This is a genomic window from Georgenia alba (assembly GCF_042665525.1).
Classification (GTDB): Bacteria; Actinomycetota; Actinomycetes; order Actinomycetales; family Actinomycetaceae; genus Allobogoriella; species Allobogoriella alba.
This window is the reverse complement of record NZ_JBHTCQ010000004.1, coordinates 191,583-208,504: the sequence shown is the minus strand read 5'-3', so window position 1 is coordinate 208,504 and position 16,922 is coordinate 191,583. Positions and strand designations below refer to the sequence as shown.

17 protein-coding genes are annotated in these 16,922 nt (G+C 72.4%); 13 read left to right on the top strand and 4 right to left on the bottom strand.

Going from position 1 to position 16,922, the window contains the following annotated elements:
• The first annotated feature begins 12 nt into the window (after nucleotides 1–12).
• Nucleotides 13–714: an HAD family hydrolase gene (locus tag ACFQQL_RS16940; RefSeq protein WP_382396338.1), complete on the top strand. Its 702-nt coding sequence runs from the start codon at nucleotides 13–15 to the stop codon at nucleotides 712–714.
• 5 nt (nucleotides 715–719) lie between these two features.
• Complete coding sequence (locus ACFQQL_RS16935; protein ID WP_382396337.1) at nucleotides 720–1,283, top strand: pyridoxamine 5'-phosphate oxidase family protein; 564 nt, start codon at nucleotides 720–722, stop codon at nucleotides 1,281–1,283.
• A 7-nt stretch (nucleotides 1,284–1,290) separates the two neighbouring features.
• On the opposite strand, the gene ACFQQL_RS16930 is transcribed toward ACFQQL_RS16935, so the two are convergent.
• Together ACFQQL_RS16930 and ACFQQL_RS16925 are read right to left on the bottom strand one after the other, a co-directional pair.
• Complete coding sequence (locus ACFQQL_RS16930; RefSeq protein WP_382396336.1) at nucleotides 1,291–2,166, bottom strand: RecB family exonuclease; 876 nt, start codon at nucleotides 2,164–2,166, stop codon at nucleotides 1,291–1,293.
• Nucleotides 2,167–2,245: 79 nt separating this feature from the next.
• Nucleotides 2,246–2,839 (bottom strand): LysE/ArgO family amino acid transporter, encoded by a 594-nt coding sequence (locus tag ACFQQL_RS16925; RefSeq protein WP_382396335.1) that lies wholly within the window; start codon nucleotides 2,837–2,839, stop codon nucleotides 2,246–2,248.
• Nucleotides 2,840–2,908: 69 nt separating this feature from the next.
• On the opposite strand from ACFQQL_RS16925, the gene ACFQQL_RS16920 reads away from it, so the two are divergent.
• A complete protein-coding gene (locus ACFQQL_RS16920; RefSeq protein WP_382396334.1) occupies nucleotides 2,909–3,796 on the top strand; it encodes a LysR family transcriptional regulator ArgP in 888 nt (295 codons plus the stop codon).
• Between the two features lie 11 nt (nucleotides 3,797–3,807).
• On the opposite strand, the gene ACFQQL_RS16915 is transcribed toward ACFQQL_RS16920, so the two are convergent.
• On the bottom strand, nucleotides 3,808–4,554 hold the full coding sequence (locus tag ACFQQL_RS16915) for a FadR/GntR family transcriptional regulator (RefSeq protein ID WP_382396333.1): 747 nt from the start codon (nucleotides 4,552–4,554) through the stop codon (nucleotides 3,808–3,810).
• A 134-nt stretch (nucleotides 4,555–4,688) separates the two neighbouring features.
• Between ACFQQL_RS16915 and ACFQQL_RS16910 the strand changes: the two genes are divergently transcribed.
• The 10 genes from ACFQQL_RS16910 to ACFQQL_RS16865 all read left to right on the top strand — a co-directional run bounded on the left by ACFQQL_RS16910 (nucleotide 4,689) and on the right by ACFQQL_RS16865 (nucleotide 16,340).
• Nucleotides 4,689–5,534 (top strand): sugar phosphate isomerase/epimerase family protein, encoded by an 846-nt coding sequence (locus ACFQQL_RS16910; protein WP_382396332.1) that lies wholly within the window; start codon nucleotides 4,689–4,691, stop codon nucleotides 5,532–5,534.
• The gene (locus ACFQQL_RS16905) at nucleotides 5,531–6,388 is read left to right on the top strand and encodes a prephenate dehydrogenase/arogenate dehydrogenase family protein (RefSeq protein WP_382396331.1); all 858 of its coding nucleotides are present in this window, start codon (nucleotides 5,531–5,533) and stop codon (nucleotides 6,386–6,388) included. Before ACFQQL_RS16910 ends, ACFQQL_RS16905 begins: the two co-directional genes overlap by 4 nt.
• Nucleotides 6,389–6,452: 64 nt before the next feature.
• Nucleotides 6,453–7,907, top strand: a complete 1,455-nt coding sequence (locus tag ACFQQL_RS16900; RefSeq protein ID WP_382396330.1) for a GntT/GntP/DsdX family permease — start codon at nucleotides 6,453–6,455, stop codon at nucleotides 7,905–7,907.
• Between the two features lie 73 nt (nucleotides 7,908–7,980).
• Nucleotides 7,981–9,117 (top strand): site-2 protease family protein, encoded by a 1,137-nt coding sequence (locus tag ACFQQL_RS16895; RefSeq protein WP_382396329.1) that lies wholly within the window; start codon nucleotides 7,981–7,983, stop codon nucleotides 9,115–9,117.
• A 50-nt stretch (nucleotides 9,118–9,167) separates the two neighbouring features.
• Nucleotides 9,168–10,229 carry a tRNA (adenine-N1)-methyltransferase gene (locus ACFQQL_RS16890; RefSeq protein WP_382396493.1) on the top strand — a complete coding sequence of 354 codons (1,062 nt, stop codon included), beginning with the start codon at nucleotides 9,168–9,170 and terminating at the stop codon, nucleotides 10,227–10,229.
• 94 nt (nucleotides 10,230–10,323) lie between these two features.
• Nucleotides 10,324–12,018, top strand: coding sequence for a proteasome ATPase (gene arc, locus ACFQQL_RS16885; protein ID WP_382396328.1), 1,695 nt, complete (start codon nucleotides 10,324–10,326; stop codon nucleotides 12,016–12,018).
• Nucleotides 12,019–12,062: 44 nt separating this feature from the next.
• A complete protein-coding gene (gene dop / locus ACFQQL_RS16880; protein WP_382396492.1) occupies nucleotides 12,063–13,646 on the top strand; it encodes a depupylase/deamidase Dop in 1,584 nt (527 codons plus the stop codon).
• A gap of 25 nt (nucleotides 13,647–13,671) precedes the next feature.
• Entirely contained in the window at nucleotides 13,672–13,863 is a 192-nt protein-coding gene (locus ACFQQL_RS16875) for a ubiquitin-like protein Pup (protein WP_382396327.1), read from the top strand.
• On the top strand, nucleotides 13,860–15,275 hold the full coding sequence (pafA, locus tag ACFQQL_RS16870; protein WP_382396326.1) for a Pup--protein ligase: 1,416 nt from the start codon (nucleotides 13,860–13,862) through the stop codon (nucleotides 15,273–15,275). The genes ACFQQL_RS16875 and pafA overlap by 4 nt, the downstream gene beginning before the upstream one ends.
• Before the next feature lie 57 nt (nucleotides 15,276–15,332).
• A complete protein-coding gene (locus ACFQQL_RS16865; RefSeq protein WP_382396491.1) occupies nucleotides 15,333–16,340 on the top strand; it encodes an FKBP-type peptidyl-prolyl cis-trans isomerase in 1,008 nt (335 codons plus the stop codon).
• Between the two features lie 41 nt (nucleotides 16,341–16,381).
• Here the strand turns inward: ACFQQL_RS16865 and ACFQQL_RS16860 are convergent, their stop codons facing one another.
• On the bottom strand, nucleotides 16,382–16,867 hold the full coding sequence (locus ACFQQL_RS16860; RefSeq protein ID WP_382396325.1) for a nitroreductase/quinone reductase family protein: 486 nt from the start codon (nucleotides 16,865–16,867) through the stop codon (nucleotides 16,382–16,384).
• Nucleotides 16,868–16,922: the final 55 nt, after the last annotated feature.

The window sequence follows — 16,922 nt, the reverse complement described above, 5'->3', positions numbered from 1 at the left end:
TAGGCTCCCTGCGTGAACGACAGAACACTTCCCGAGGCCGTGCTGTGGGACATGGACGGGACGCTCGTGAGCACCGAGCCCTACTGGATGGCCGCCGAGATCGCGCTCGCCGCGCGGCACGGCGCCAGCTGGTCCGAGGAGCAGGCGCTCGAGCTGGTCGGGAAGGATCTCGTCGCCGGCGCGGCGATCTACCAGGCGCGCACCGGGATCGGCGGGGCCCCCGAGGACGTGGCGGCCGAGCTGCAGGCCGCGGTGATGGAGCGTGCGGCCGTCAGTGGCGCGCCGTGGCGGCCGGGCGTGCTCGAGCTCCTGGCCCGGCTGCGGGACGCGCACGTGCCGTGCGCGGTGGTGACGATGTCCTGGACGAGCTTCGCGCACGCCGTCGCGGGTGCCGCGCCACCGGGTACGTTCGCGACGGTGGTGGCGGGAGACGAGGTCACGCACGGGAAGCCGCACCCCGAGCCCTACCTCACGGCGGCCGAACGCCTCGGGGTGGACGTCACCCGCTGCGTCGCCTTCGAGGACTCGCTCCCTGGGGTGGCCTCGGCGATGGCCTCCGGGGCCCGCACGATCGCCGTGCCGCTCGCGGTGGACGTGCCCGCGCAGCCCGGCCTGAGCCGGGTGGGCTCCGTCGAGGATGTCGACCTCGACACCCTCGCCCGGGTCGTCGCGGGAGAGGACCTGGACGCGCTGAGCCACGTCGGGACGGGATGAGGGTCATGGGCAAGGTCCATCCGGCGATCACGCCGCGCCTGCAGGAGTTCATCGCCGCCCAGCACGTCTTCTTCGTCGCGACCGCGCCGCTGACGGCCGACGGGCACGTCAACGTCTCCCCGAAGGGGGTCGCGGGCACCTCGCTGGTCGTCGACGAGCACACCTTCGCCTACCTGGACCTCACCGCCAGCGGCGCGGAGACCATCGCCCACCTGCGGGAGAACGGTCGCATCACGGTGATGTTCTGCTCCTTCGAGGACAAGCCCAACATCGTGCGCCTCCACGGCCACGGCCGCGTCTTGCTGGCCGACGACCCGCAGTACCCCGCCTGGGCGGAGCGGTTCGAGCAGGGCGCCTCGCCCGCCGCACGCGCCGTCGTGGTCGTGGACGTGGCGCGGGTGAGCGACTCCTGCGGCTTCGGGGTGCCGATCATGGAGTATCGCGGCGAGCGCGAGATCTTCCCGGGATACATGGAACGGCGGGGCCGCGACGGCATCCGCGCCTACCAGGCCGAGCGGAACGCCGCCTCCATCGACGGGCTGCCGGCGCTCGAGGTGCCGCCGGCCTGACCGCTCGTCAGACCGCCTGCACCGTGAGCAGGTGCGCGACGCCGTCGGCGGGCAGCTCCGGCGGCTCGCCACCGAAGGACGGGCAGTGCTGCTGGAAGGAGCACCACGAGCACAGCCGCGAGGTCCGCGGCTCGAAGCGCCCCGACCGTGCGGCGCCGGCGACCCGCTGCCACAGCGCCTCGAGGTCGCGCTCGAAGGTGACGAGCTCCTCCTCGGCCGGGTCGTGGGTCAGGGTGCGGCCGTCACCGAGGTAGACCAGCTGCAGCCGCGCCGGGACGCGCCCGTGCAGCCGCCAGAGCATGAGCGCGTAGAAGCGCATCTGGAACAGGGCCTCGTCCACGTAGCGCGGGTGCGGGGACCGACCCGTCTTGTAGTCGACGAGGCGGACCGCCCCGTTCGGCGCCACGTCCATCCGGTCGACGAAGCCACGCAGCAGGATCCCGGAGGCGAGCTCGGTCTCGACCAGCATCTCCCGGTCGGCCGGCTCCAGACGCGAGGGGTTCTCGAGCCGGAAGTACTGGCTCAGCAGGCTGCGTGCCTCCGCCAGCCACGCGGCGAGGTCCTCCGCTCCGGAGAACATCTCCACGACATCGGGCCGGTCTGTCCGCAACGCCTCCCACTGCGGGTCGAGCAGCTCCTGCGCGGCCTCCTCGGTCCGCCCGGCGGCCGGCAGGTCGAAGAGCCGCTCGAGCACGGAGTGCACCAGGGAGCCCTTGACCGCGGCCTGGCTGGGCGGCTCGGGCAACCGGTCGATGGCGCGGAACCGGAAGAGCAGGGGGCATTGCAGGAAGTCCTTCGCCCGCGACGGCGAGACCGCGGCCCGTCGGCGCTCCTCGTGCTCCGCCGTCGTGCCGGCGGGTGCCGCCACTGTCGTGTCCGTCATGCCGCCCACCGTAAGGACGGGTGCCGACACGGTGGGGAGGCGCGGCGGTGCCTGTGGACGACGCGGCAGCAACCGTGCCTCAGGGCAGCGCGAGCCGTATGGCCAGGCCGAGCATGACGAGGCCGATGAGAACGTCCAGCACGCGCCACGTGCCCGGTCGTGCCAGGTGCGGGGCCGCGGCGTGCGCACCCAGGCCCACGCCGGTGAACCACAGGAGACTGCCGAGCCACACCCCGCCGGCGAACCACCAGCGGTCGTCTCCGTAGGTGGTGGCGATCGAGCCGAGCAGGAGGATGTCGAGGTAGAGGTGCGGGTTGAGGTAGGTCAGGGCGAGGGTCGTCGTCACGACGGTCCGGCGGCTCGCGCGATGACCGGACGCGGCCTCGAGCCTCCCCGGCCTTCGGGCCCGCCACAGCGACACGAGGCCGTAGCCCGCCAGGTAGGCGACGCCCAACCACGTCACCACCGTGACCGCGGCCGGGTGCTGACGCACCAGCGAGCCGACGCCCGCGACGCCGAGGCCGATGAGCAGCATGTCGGAGAGCACGCAGATGGTGATGACGATGGCCACATGGTTGCGGGTCAGGCCCTGCCGCAGCAGGTAGGCGTTCTGCGCGCCGATGGCGACGATGATGGACAGGCCGGTGAGCAGGCCGGTGACGACGACTGGCACGGCACGACGCTAGACCGCGGCAGGTCTGAAGTGAAGCAAAGGTTCTTGAAGGAGCATTAGCATCTCTGCATGCAGATGCGTCCCGAGCAGCTCGCGGCGCTGGTCGCGATCGTCGACCACGGCACGTTCGACGCGGCCGCCCGCCACCTCTCGGTGACCCCGTCGGCGGTGAGCCAGCGGGTCCGCGCCCTGGAGTCGGAGGTCGGCCGGGTCCTGCTCGTACGTTCCACACCGGTCCGGACCACGGCCGCAGGGGCGGTGCTGCTCCGGCTCGCGCGGCAGCAGCTGCTGCTGGAGCGGGAGGCGCTGACCGAGCTCGCCGCAGGCGAGTCCGCGGGGGGTGCTGCACGGGTCGACCTTCCCCTTGCGGTCAACGCCGACTCGCTCGCCACCTGGTTCACGGCGGCGGTCCACGCCTGCGCCGCCTGGCCCGGCATCACCCTGCGCCTGCACGTCGAGGACCAGGACCACTCGGCCGCCCTGCTGCGTGCCGGGGCTGTGCTGGGGGCGATCACCTCCGACCCGGTGCCGGTGCAGGGGTGCGACGTCGAGCGGCTCGGCGTCATGCGTTACCTTCCGGTCGCGACCGCCGAGATCGCCGAGCGGCACAGCCGCGGCCGCGGGTACGACTGGGCGGAGATGCCGATGATCCGGTTCAACGACAAGGACGACCTGCAGCATCGCGTCCTGGCCGCGCACGGCGTCGACGCTGAGCCGCCCACCCACTACGTGCCGTCCTCGCAGGCGTTCGTCGACGCGGTCTACGCCGGGCTCGGCTGGGGGATGGTGCCGGAGGACCAGATGGGCGACGGCCTGGCGACTGGGCGGCTCGTCCGCCTCGGCGCCCGTGCGCGTGCCGACGTGCCGCTGTACTGGCAGCGGTGGCGGCTCCGGTCGACGCACGTGGAACGGCTCACCGGCACCGTGCGGGACGCCGCCCGGGTGCTGCGGCGATGAGCAGGCCCTCCTCAGTGCCCGCCGGCGCCGGACTCCCCGAGCACCCGCGCCCCGGCGGTGCGCATGTGGTCGGTCATGGCCTCGTGCGCGGCGCTGGGGTCGCCGGCCTCGAGGGCTGCGAGTACCCGCTCGTGCTCGGCGATCGCGTCGGTGGCCTCCTGCTCGCGGGTGACGCTCCGGTCCACCCAGATGCGCAGGAGTGAGCGCACGCTCTGCAGCATGCCGCTGAGCGCCTCGTTCCCGGCCATCGCGGCGACCTCCTGGTGGAAGTGCATGTCCGCCTCGACGAACTCCGGAAAGTCTCGGCGCCGCGAGCTCATCTGCTCGAGGTGCGCACGCAGCGCTCCCAGCGACTCCTCGCTCGCCCGCGTCGCGGCGCGCTCCGCGGCCAGTACCTCCAGCGCGGTGCGGATCTCGATGAGGTCACGGGTGTTCCGGTCGCCCAGCATCAGGCCCCAGCTGAGGGTCCGCGGAAGCAGCTCGGAGACACCCCCGCTCAGATAGGTGCCAGACCCCGGCCGGACGGTGACGACGCCGAGGATCTCGAGCGCCGCAAGTGCCTCACGCACCGCCGAGCGGCCCGTGCCGAGCATCTGCGCGAGCTGCCGTTCGGCCGGCAGCCGCGTTCCGGGCTCGACCCCGCCGCTGGTGAAGTACGTGAGCAGCTGCGCCGCGACGGCCGCGGTCGGGGTGCGTGCGGGGATGGGGGAGAGGGTCCCGTGCAGCTCGTCGGCGGGGTCGGTCAGGTAGGCCGGCATGTCTCGGATCCTATGTGTCGGAAGCACCGCTGCCGAAGCAATTGGTCAACCGGTTGACAGCTCCTCGTGCCGGGCCTACCGTCGGTGACCGCGCCGCTTGCCGCGGCCGGCACAGCGAAGACGGGAAGGTCGACGTGGACAGCGAGGTCCCCACCGGAGGGAGCGCCACCGGGACTGTCGGGCGACTCGGGCTGAGCACCTACGCCTACTTCTGGCGGTGGTCCGAGGCGAACCCGGAGCCGCTGTCCCTCGAGCAGATGCTCCGCGATACCCGGGACCTGGGCGGCGAGGTCTTCCAGATCTGCGACTACCCGCCGCTGGAGGGGTTCGGCGACACCGAGCTGGACCGGATCCGGGACCTGGCGGCCGACCTCGGGCTCGTCCTCGAGACCGGGACCCGTGGTGCCGCGCCCGACCATCTGCGCCGTCATCTCGCGATCGCCGAGCGTCTGGGCTCCCGGCTGGTGCGCTCGATGATGCGCACCGGCCCGGAGGAGCCCCCGCTCGACGAGGCGCCCGCCGTCCTCGCCGCCGTCGCGGCCGACTACGGGGACCGGGGCGTCGAGCTCGCTCTGGAGACCTACGAGCAGGTGCCCACGCCCGTGCTGGTCCGCCTGGTCCGCGAGGTCGACCACCCGGCACTCGGCATCGTCCTCGACCCGGGCAACTGCGTCGCAGCGCTGGAGATGCCCGCCGACGTCGTCGCCGCCACGGTCCCGTATGTGAAGAACCTTCACGTCAAGGACTTCGCGTTCAGCCGACGCGACGGCTGGGTGGGGTTCACCCTCGCCGGTGCTCGCCTGGGTGAAGGCCTCCTGGACTACGACGACATGGTGGCCCAGGTCCGACCACGCGAGCGCGGCATCAACCAGGTCGTCGAGCACTGGCTGCCCTGGACCGACGACATCGCCACCACCTGTCGCCTCGAGCGGCAGTGGGCCGAGCACAACCTCGACTACCTGAGGAGCAGGAACGCATGAACGTGGACGACCTGACGATCACCGTCATCGGCGCCGGCGGCAAGATGGGCCAGCGCGTGTCGAACAACCTCCGGACGACCGGAGCCACGGTCCACTACACCGACGCCTCGCCGGCCGGGCAGGAGCGCGTCCGCGCTCTGGGCCTCGAGGTCTCCGGGACCGATGAGGCGGTCGTCGACGCCGACGTCGTGATCCTGGCGGTGCCCGACGTCGTGCTGGGCACGGTCAGCGAGCAGGTCGTGCCTCGCCTGAAGGAAGGCGCCATCGTCCTCACCCTCGACCCCGCCGCCGCGTACGCCGGCCTGCTCCACCAGCGCGACGGGATCGAGTATGTGTGCGCACACCCGGCCCACCCCTCGATCTTCCTGGAGCGCACCACCAAGGAGGAGTACGCAGACACCTTCGGTGGCATCGCCGCCCCGCAGAACGCCGTCGCGGCCGTCGACTCGGGCAACGAGGCCGTCAAGGAGCTCGCCGAGGCGGTCATCCGCACCATCTACGCACCCGTCATCGAGGTGTACTGGGTGAGTGTCAAGCAGCTCGCCGTCCTCGAACCGACGCTCGTCGAGACGATCGCCTGCATGATCGGCGAGCTCCTCAAGGAGGCCCTCGAGGAGACCGTCAACAAGGTCGGCGTCCCCCGGCCCGCTGCCGAGGCGCTCTTCTTCGGCCACATCCAGGTCGCGCTGGCGAACGCCCTCCGGGGCGACAACCCGTTCTCCGACGCCTGCCACATCGCGATGGGCCACGGGCGAAGGATGATCGTCAAGGACGACTGGAAGCGCGTCTTCGACGACTCCGTGCTCGACGAGACCATCACCCAGATGCTGGGGATCGAGTCCATCCGGCGCTGAGACGACGGCTCTTCGGGCCGTAGCACAACCCTTCCGCTCGACGACGCACGGAAAGAGGACGTCCATGTCTCCGGTCTACCTCGGGATCGCCGCCGCACTGGCGATCGCCCTGCTGCTGTTCCTCGTGATGAAGGTCAAGCTGCCTGCCTTCGTCGCCCTGCTGCTGGTCGCTCTGGTCACCGCGCTGGCCACCGGCATGCCTCCGCAGGAGGTGCTCCCCACGATGATCGAGGGGATGGGCAGCACCCTGGGCAACGTCGCGCTCCTCGTCGGCCTCGGCGCCATGCTCGGCGCGATCATCGAGCAGACCGGCGGTGCCCACGTGCTCGCCGCTCGCTTCACCGCCCGGCTCGGGAAGGAACGCGTCGGCCCGGCTCTCCTGCTGGCCTCCGCCGTGATCGCGATCCCGATCTTCTTCGACGTCGCCTTCATCATCCTCGTCCCGATCATGTTCAGCTTTGCTCGGGCCGCCGGGCACCGCTCCCCGGTCTACGTGGGCGTCCCCATCGCGGGGCTGATGGTCTTCATCCACAATCTCGTCCCGCCCCACCCGGGGGTCACGGGCAGCAGCACGCTCCTGGGCGCCGACATCGGCCTGGTCACCGTCGTGGGCCTGCTGATCTCGATCCCGGTGGGCGTCCTCGCCTACGTGACGGGCAAGGTCATCACCTCGCGCCGGGACTTCCCGCTCGACCCGATGGTCCGCGCCAGGTTCGACGGCTCGGACACGACCCCGGACGAGCGTGCCGACGGCGGCGCACCCGCCGCCGTCCTGGGTGCCAGGTCCGATGCGGGTCACGGCGGCGTGGCCACGGCCACGAGGACGGCGACGGTCACCCGGACCACGCCCGGCCCGGGTGCCGTGCTGACGATGGTGCTCCTCCCGATCCTCATGATCTCCGTCGGCACCGTCGGTGGACTCCTCCTGGAGGAGGGGAGCTCGGCAGCCAACGTCGTCTCGTTGATCGGACAGCCCGGTCTGGCCCTCCTGCTCGCCGTCGCCCTGGCCATGTACGTCCTCGGCGTGCGGCACGGCTGGGGACGCGAGGACATCGGCTCCGTCATGGACCGCTCGCTCGCTCCCGCCGCGATCGTCGTCTTCGTCACGGGCGCCGGAGGCGTCTTCGCGCGCGTCCTCACGGACACCGGCATCGGTGACTCCGTGTCCGGGATGCTCGTCGACGCCGGCGTGCCGATCCTCGTGCTCGCGTTCCTCCTCGCGAGCGTGTTCAAGGTGGCGCAGGGCTCCGGCACGGTGGCGACGCTCACCTCCGCCGGCCTGATCCAGGGGACTGTCAGCGGTGGTGACTACTCGTCGATCCAGGTGGTGCTCATCGTGCTGGCCATCGGCTGCGGGTCGGTCGCCCTGGCCCACATCAACGACTCCGGGTTCTGGATCGCCTCCCGGTTCCTCGGGCTCTCGGTGGCCGACGGTCTCCGCACCTGGACGGTCATCGCGACCGTGCTCGGATGGGCCGGGATGCTCCTCGTCGGCCTGTTGTGGCTGATCGTGTCCTGACGCCACGATCCCGGGTCCGGTGCCGTACGGGCGCGCTGTCCACGACGCCCTCCGGTCCGCCTACGCTGGCCCGGTGACCAGCCCTCGCCCCCGCCTCGGTACCCGGGTGCGCTCCGGCTGGGTGGTCGGACGCGTCGGTGGCATCCCCGTGGTGCTCGGAGCCTCCTGGGTGCTCATCGCTGCGGTGCTGGTGCTCCTGTACTTCCCGCTCGTGCGCGACCTCGTGCCTGGTGCCGGCCTCGGGACCGTGGTGGCGACGACGGTCGCGTTCGTCGTCATGCTGTTCGTCTCGGTGCTGCTGCACGAGCTGGCTCACGGCTTCACCGCGCTGCGCTTCGGGGTCCGGCCGCGTGAGTACGTGATGACCTTCTGGGGCGGCCACACCTCGTTCGAGCAGGACCTGGGCCGACCCGGCGTGTCGGCGCTGGTCGCGATCGCCGGGCCGGCCGCGAACGCGATGCTGGCCCTTCTCGCGTGGCTCGCGCTGGAGACCCTGACGATCACCGGCCCGGGTGCCCTGCTCGTGTACGGGGCGCTCTTCTCCAACGGGCTCGTCGCCGCGTTCAACTTGCTACCGGGACTCCCGCTCGACGGCGGCCACGTGCTCGAGGCGATCGTCTGGGGAGTCACGGGCGACCGGACCCGTGGGACGGTGGCCGCCGCGTGGATCGGTCGGCTCGTCGTCGCCGGGATCGTCGTGGTCGTGCTGGTCGTCCCGCTCGTCCAGGGCCGGCGACCCGACCTGTCGGATGTGTGGCTGCTGCTCATCGCGTTTTTCCTGTGGACCGGTGCGGGCGAGGCGCTGCGCGCCGCCCGTGCCCGGCGGCAGGTGGCCTCGATCGACCTCGGCGCGCTCGCCGTGCCGGCGGTCGCCGTCGACGCCGGATCCTCGCTCGCGGACGCGGCCGGTTCCGCCGGTGAGGGCGCCCACGTCGTCCTGGTGGCGGCGGGCCGGCCTGTGGCGCTGCTCGACCCGGACGCGGCCGCCCAGGTCCCGGCGGAGGCCCGCGCTCAGACGCCGGCGACCGCGGTCGCCCGGACTCTCGCGCCGCAGCAGGTCGTCGTGGTCACCCGTGGCGCGGCCGCGCTCGAGGCCGTCGCCGTCGCGCAGCACCATGGATCGTTCGTGGTCCTCCTCGACGACGGCGAGGTCCGCGGCGTCGTCGACGTCGCCGCGGTGGCGCGCGCGATGCGTACGGCCCGCCCGTAGACTCGCCCGGCGTGACCAGCGAGAACCCGCCCGAGAGGCCCGGCGAGGGCATGACGCCCGGCGACGGCGAATCGCCCCTGCCCGGCGGTCCGGCACGACGCCGTGGCCCGTTCCGGGCGGGGGAGCGGGTGCAGCTCACCGACGTCAAGGGCCGGATGTACACGGTCGTGCTCACCCATGACGGGTTCTTCCAGAGCCAGCGCGGCTCGTTCCGGCACGCCGATCTCATCGGCAAGCCCGACGGCACCGTCCTCGACACCCCCACCGGGCACCAGCTGCTCGCCCTGCGCCCGCTGCTCAGCGACTACGTGCTGTCCATGCCGCGCGGCGCCGCTGTCGTGTACCCGAAGGACGCCGGGCAGATCGTGCAGATGGGGGACATCTTCCCCGGAGCCCGCGTGGTGGAGGCGGGCGTCGGGTCGGGCGCCCTGACCATGAGCCTGCTGTCCGCGATCGGTGAGCACGGGCACCTGCTCAGCGTCGAGCGGCGCGAGGACTTCGCGGACATCGCGATCGGGAACGTCGAGTCCTGGTTCGGCGGTCCGCACCCGGCATGGGAGGTCCGCACCGGCGACCTGGCGGACGTGCTGCCGGACGCCGTCGCGCCCGCCTCCGTGGACCGGATGGTGCTGGACATGCTGGCGCCGTGGGAGAACCTCGCCGTCGGCGCCGACGCCCTGGCGCCCGGCGGCCTGCTGCTCGCCTACGTCGCGACCACGACGCAGCTGAGCCGGTTCGCCGAGGAGCTCCGCGAGACCGAGCAGTTCACCGAGCCGCGTGCCTGGGAGTCGATGGTGCGCACCTGGCACCTCGAGGGCCTGGCGGTCCGGCCGGACCACCGGATGATCGGGCATACCGGCTTCCTGATCACCGCGCGCCGGCTGGCGCCCGGGACCACGCCGCCGAAGCGCACCCGGCGGCCGGCGAAGGGGGCCTACCCGGCCGACGCCGGTGAGGCCGGCGCCACCGGCGCCGTCGTCGAGGACTGGACGCCCGAGGCGCTCGGTGAACGGCCGGTGTCCGACAAGAAGGTCCGCCGGGTGCGCCGGGACGTCCGGCGCCGGGCCGAGATCGAGGAGACCGGACTGGCGAGCCGGCCGCCGGGGGAATGAACCTCGCGCCCGGGCCCGGCCGGACCGCGGACACCTGGGCAGGGGAGTGCCGCCCGGTCCTACGCTGGAGGCCGGTGACGAGGGAAGGACCGTGATGGCAGAGGCCGACGGCGAGGGCAGGACACGCGAGCTCGAGCAGCGGGCGATCTCGCTCGCGAGCAAGAACGAGCGTCTCGCGCAGGCCCTCGACGCGGCGCGGCAGCGGCTCATCCAGATGCAGGAGCAGCTGGACGCCGTCACCAAGCCTCCGGGCTCCTACGGCACGTTCCTCGCCGCGCACGTCGACGAGCGCGAGGCGGACGTCGTCGTCGGCGGACGGAAGATGCGCCTCGCCGTCTCGGCGGCGGTGCCCCTCGGGGCGCTGCGGCCCGGGCAGGAGGTGCGCCTGAACGAGCAGCTCCTCGTCATCGGCGCGGGGACGTTCGAGACCACCGGTGAGATCGTCACCGTCAAGGAGCTGCTGGACGGGGACCGGGTGCTGGTCCTGGCCCGCAGCGACGACGAGCGCGTCCTGCGGCTCGCCGGACCGCTGCTCACCTCCGGGGTCCGCGTGGGGGATGCGCTCACGGCCGACCTGCGCACCGGGTTCGTGCTCGAACGGATCGTGCGCTCCGAGGTCGAGGAGCTCCTCCTCGAGGAGGTGCCGGACACCCACTACTCCGACATCGGTGGCCTCGGGCCGCAGATCGAGCAGATCCGCGACACGGTCGAGCTGCCCTTCCTGCACCCGGAGCTGTACCGGGAGCACGGCCTCAAGCCCCCGAAGGGCGTGCTGCTGTACGGGCCGCCGGGCTGCGGCAAGACCCTCATCGCCAAGGCGGTCGCCACCTCCCTCGCCACGACGGCGGAGAACCGGGGGAGCGTCGCCGACCAGCCCGAGGCGACCGGCCACGGGGCGGCGGCGCGCAGCTACTTCCTCAACATCAAGGGGCCCGAGCTCCTCAACAAGTACGTCGGGGAGACCGAGCGGCAGATCCGGGTGATCTTCGCCCGCGCACGGGAGAAGGCCGCGCGCGGCATCCCGGTGGTGGTCTTCTTCGACGAGATGGAGTCGCTGTTCCGCACCCGCGGGACCGGCGTGTCCTCCGACGTCGAGACCACCGTGGTGCCGCAGCTCCTCAGCGAGATCGACGGGGTCGAGAAGCTCGAGAACGTCATCGTCATCGGCGCCTCGAACCGCGAGGACATGATCGACCCGGCGATCCTGCGTCCGGGACGCCTGGACGTGAAGATCAAGATCGAGCGCCCGGACGCCGAAGGGGCGCGGGAGATCTTCGCGAAGTACCTCACGCCCACCCTCCCGCTGCACGAGGACGAGCTCGCCCGGCACGACGGCGACCCCGCCCGCACGGTCGCCGCCATGATCGACGCCGTGGTGGATGCCCTGTACGCCACCGGACCGGAGACCGAGTTCCTGGAGGTCACCTACGCCTCCGGGGACAAGGAGGTCATGCACATGAGCGACTTCGCCTCCGGCGCCATGATGGCGAACATCGTGGATCGGGCCAAGAAGCGGGCCATCAAGGACCTGCTCTCGCACGGCGGTCGGGGGCTGCGGACCGAGCACCTGCTCGAGGCGCTCGCCGCCGAGATGCGGGAGAACGAGGACCTGCCGAACACCACCAATCCCGACGACTGGGCGCGAGTGTCCGGAAAGAAGGGCGAGCGGATCACCTACCTGCGGACCCTCGGCGGGCGCGGCGCCGCGAGCACGGGGAACGTCGCGCTCGCGGGACCCGCAGCGGGGGAGGACGTGGAGACGGTCACCCCGGCGCCGGGGTACCTGTGACAGGGCAGACGACGCAGGCCGGTGGCTCGTTCGTCCGGCGGCCGATGGGGATCGAGACCGAGTACGGCATCCTGGAACCGGGCAACCCGCGCGCCAACCCCGTGGTCCTGTCCACGCACGTGGTCTCCGCGTACGCCGCCCAGCACGCCGCGCCCGGGCAGCAGGTCGCCTGGGACTACGCCGGCGAGGACCCGCTGGCGGACGCCCGCGGATTCCGCATGGACCGGGCCGCGGCGGCCCCGTCACAGCTGACCGACGCGCCGGGCGGCCCGCTCTCCCACGACCAGACCTACGTCCGCCGGCCCACCGCGGCGGAGTCCGCGCTGCCCGCCGCGCACAACGCCGTGCTCGAGAACGGCGCCCGGCTGTACGTGGACCACGCCCACCCCGAGTACTCCAGCCCCGAGGTCACCACACCCCTGGACGCCGTCCGTTGGGACCGGGCCGGGGAGCTCGTCATGCGCACGGCGATGGACGCGGTCCGGGCGGTGCGGTTGCCGGACGTCGCCGAGGTCGTCCTCTACAAGAACAACGTCGACGGCAAGGGCGCGGCATACGGCACGCACGAGAACTACCTCATGGACCGCGACGTCGACTTCGGCGACGTCATCCGGTACCTCACGCCGTTCTTCGTCACCCGCCCGGTCATCTGCGGCGCGGGCCGGGTCGGCATCGGGCAGCGGTCGCAGACACCCGGCTTCCAGATCTCCCAGCGTGCGGACTACGTCGAGAACGACGTCGGGCTGGAGACCACCTTCAACCGTCCGATCATCAACACCCGCGACGAGCCGCACGCGGACGCCGAGCGGTACCGCCGTCTGCACGTGATCGGCGGCGACGCCAACCTGTTCGACGTCTCGACCTACCTGAAGCTGGGCACCACCTCGCTCGTGCTGTGGCTGCTCGAGCAGCGCGCCGTCCCGCTCGAGCTCGACGCGCTGATGATCGCGAACCCGGTGGCCGAGACGTGGGCGGTCAGCCACGACACCACGCTCACCCACGCCCTCACGCTCGCCGACGGTCGCGAGATGACCGCCCTGGAGCTCCAGCGCGCGTACCTCGAGGTGCTGGCGGACGCGGTGCGGCAGGCCGCTCCGCCGTCGGGCGTGGACACCGCGACGGCGGAGCTGCTGGACCGCTGGGGCGGCGTCCTGGAACGACTCGCCACGAATCCCGCGACCGCGGCCGGCGAGGTGGAGTGGGTCGCGAAGAAGCAGATCCTGGACGGGATGCGGCGGCGCGAGTCACTGCCGTGGGACCACCCGCGTCTCCAGGCGCTCGACCTGCAGTGGTCGGACCTGCGCCCGGAGCGCTCCATCGTCGCGCGGCTCGCCGCGGCGGGCCGCGTGGAGCGTCTCGTCGCCGAGGCGGACGTCGCCGAGGCCGAGCGCACCCCGCCGCACGACACCCGGGCCTGGTTCCGCGGGCAGGTCGTGGCCCGCTACCCGGGACAGGTCAGCGCGGCGGGCTGGCAGTCCGTGGTCCTGGACATCCCCGGCCGGGACCACCTGGTCCGGGTCCCGATGAACGACCCGCTGCGCGGCACGCGCGATCACGTCGGCGGCCTGCTGGACGCCTCACCGACGGCGGAGGACCTGCTGGCCAATCTCCGCAGACCACCGGCGTAGGATCGCACCAGGAGGGAGCTACGTCATGGCAGAGCAGGAACAGCGCCGGACCGAGCGGCGGGACGACCCGGGACCAGACCCGGTCGACCCGCCCGTCGCCGCCGCCGGCCAGGTGCGGACCCAGGACGTGGACGACATCCTCGACGAGATCGACTCCGTCCTGGAGGCCAACGCCGAGACCTTCGTCCAGGGCTTCGTCCAGAAGGGCGGGCAGTGAGCCGGCGCATCTTCGGCGTCGAGACCGAGTACGGCATCACCTGCGCCCCGCCCCCAGGGCGGGGCGCCGCCGTCGGGACCGACGACCCGGACACGGCGGCGCTCAGCGCGGACGACGCCGCGCGGTACCTCTTCCGCAAGGTCGTCGCCTGGGGGCGGTCCTCCAACGTCTTCCTCCGCAACGGCGCCCGCCTCTACCTCGACGTCGGGTCACACCCCGAGTACGCGACCGCCGAGTGCGACGACGTGCACCAGCTCGTCGTCAACGACCGGGCGGGCGAACGCATCTTGGACGGGATGACCGAGGAGGCGAACGAGCTCCTCGCGGAGGACGGCGTGCCGGGCACCATCCACCTGTTCAAGAACAACGTGGACTCGGCCGGGAACTCGTTCGGTTGCCACGAGAACTACCTCGTCCGCCGTCGCCGGGACTTCCAGGCGACGGCGGAGACCCTGGTGCCCTTCTTCGTCACGCGCCAGATCCTCACCGGGGCCGGCCACGTCCGGCCGCGGCCCGGTGGCGGCGCCTCCTACGCGTTCTCCCAGCGTGCGGACCAGATGTGGGACGCGCTGAGCTCGGCCACCACGCGCTCGCGGCCGATCATCAACACGCGGGACGAGCCCCTCGCGGACCAGGACAAGTACCGCCGGATGCACGTGATCGTCGGGGACTCCTCGGTCGCCGAGACCACGACCATGCTCAAGGTCGGCATGACGGACCTGGTGCTCGGGATGCTCGAGGACGGTGCGCGGGTCCGGGACCTGGACCTGGCCGAGCCCATGCGCGCGATCCGGGAGATCTCCCGGGACATGACCGCCACCACGCCCGTGGAGCTCGCCGACGGCCGGCGGGTCAGCGCGCTGGACGTCCAGACGGAGTTCCTCACCCGGGTCACCGGGTGGCTGGACTCCACCGGCCGGCGCGGCGAGCTGACCGACGTCCAGCGGCGGGTCCTGGACCTGTGGGAACGCGGCCTCCAGGCGCTGCGCGCCCAGGACCCGACGTCCGTGCAGACGGAGCTGGACTGGGCCATCAAGGCCCGGCTGCTCGAGCGGTACCGCGAGAAGCACACCCTGGGCCTGGACGACCCCCGGGTCGCGCGGCTGAGCCTGGCGTACCACGACATCTCCTCGACGCGCGGGCTGGCCAGGACCCTCGCCGCCCGCGGGCTCATGGCGCGGCTGACCACCGACGAGGAGGTGGACGCCGCCGTCACCGCGCCGCCGCCCACCACGCGGGCCAGGCTCCGCGGCGCGTTCGTGGCCGAGGCCCAAGACCGGCGCCGCGACATCACGGTCGACTGGGTGCACCTGAAGATCAACGACGCGGCACAGTCCACGGTGGTCCTGAAGGACCCGTTCTCCCCGGTCGACGAGCGGGTCGAGGAGCTCATGGCCGCGCTGCGCGCCTGAGAGGCTGGCCACAGGTGCGCCGAGTGCCCCGGCGGGCGACGTAGGCTGCTGGCCGTGATGCAGGTGGCAGCTGTCGGTGCGCGTCCGCGCACGCTCCGGGCGCTGGTCGCCGCGCTGCTGGCGACCCTGCTGCTGGTCGGCTGCACCGACGAGCCGGAGCAGCCCGAGGAGCCCCGGGTCGGGGTGTCCGGCAGCTTCGGCTCCGTACCGGTCGTGAGCTTCGACGCGCCCCTGCCGCTCGCCGAGGCCTCCGTGGAGACCCTCGTCGAAGGCGACGGCCGCGAGCTCGTCGCCGACCGGCCCGTGCTCCTGACCCTCACGGCCTACGACGGGAACTCCGGAGAGCTGGTCGAGGATCGTGAGGTCGGCGTCGCGCGCACGTTCATGCTCACCCCGGACGAGGTCGGCGAGGACCTGTTCCCGGTGCTGGAGGGTTCCCGCGAGGGCAGCCGGCTGCTGCTGCAGCAGCCCATCGAGGAGAACGGCAGGGAGCGCATGCTCGTCCTCGTCGTCGACGTGCGCTACAGCCAGGCCCAGGGCACCGAGGTCGACCCGGGATCGTTGCCGGACGGGCTGCCCGCCGTCACGCTCGCGGACGACGGCACGCCCCAGATCGAGGTGCCCGACTCGAGGCCGCCCAGCGAGCTGACGGTCGCGCCGCTCATCCGCGGCGACGGGCCCCAGGTCCGGCCGGGCCAGGAGGTCACCCTGCAGTACACGGGTGTCGAGTGGGAGTCCGGAGAGCCGTACGACTCCACCTGGGAGGGCGGCCAGGTCCCGCAGACGATCGTGCTCGACGAGACCTTCGAAGGGTTGCGGGACGGCCTCGTGGACCAGACTGTCGGCTCCCAGGTGCTCCTGGTCATCCCGCCGGCGCTGGCGCACGGCACCGACACGCTGGTGCTCGTCGTGGACATCCTCGCCGCCAGCGGTGGGAGCGGCGAGACGGTCGTCTCGACGCCGAGCGAGGATCCTCCGGACGCTCCCTCTGAGGCTCCCTCTGAGGCCCCGACCACCGACGGCGAGCCCACGACCGATGCCGAGACCGGGGCCGGCGGCGAGTAGCGCACGGGTGACCGCGGCGGCGTCAGTGGCCGTCCGCGTGGTCAGCGTGGCTCGAGCACGACGACCGGCGTCGGGCGAGAGCGCAGCGCGGCGTACCGGTCGAGCCCCTTGCCCCAGCCGCGGTAGGCCGCCAGCTCCGCCCAGAGGCGCTCCCGCTCGGGTCCGACCGCTTCGCGTCCGTGCACCCGACGCGGGCCGTCGACGGTGTCGACCTCGACATCCGGGTGTGCCAGCAGGTTGAGCCACCACGCCGGCGGCGGGTCCTCCCACCCGTTCATCGCGAGGGTGACGAAGTTCCTGCCGTCCTCCCAGTAGGCGAGGATGACCGCCCGCTCCTGCCCGGTGCGGCGCCCGACGGTGCGCAGCCGCAGCAGGCCGGAGGTCCGCCGCTCGGCGGAGGGACGGCTCAGCGGGTAGCGCCCGCCCGTCAGGCGATACATCCTGCGCTGGAACGCCCAGGCGGCGCGCTTGAACCACAACGGCGGGACCCAGGGCGGCTTGTCCTCGGTGCGCGCGACGTCTGCCATGGCGCGTCCTCTCAGCCGGCCGCCGCGAGCTCGGCGGCGCAGATCTCCACGGTAG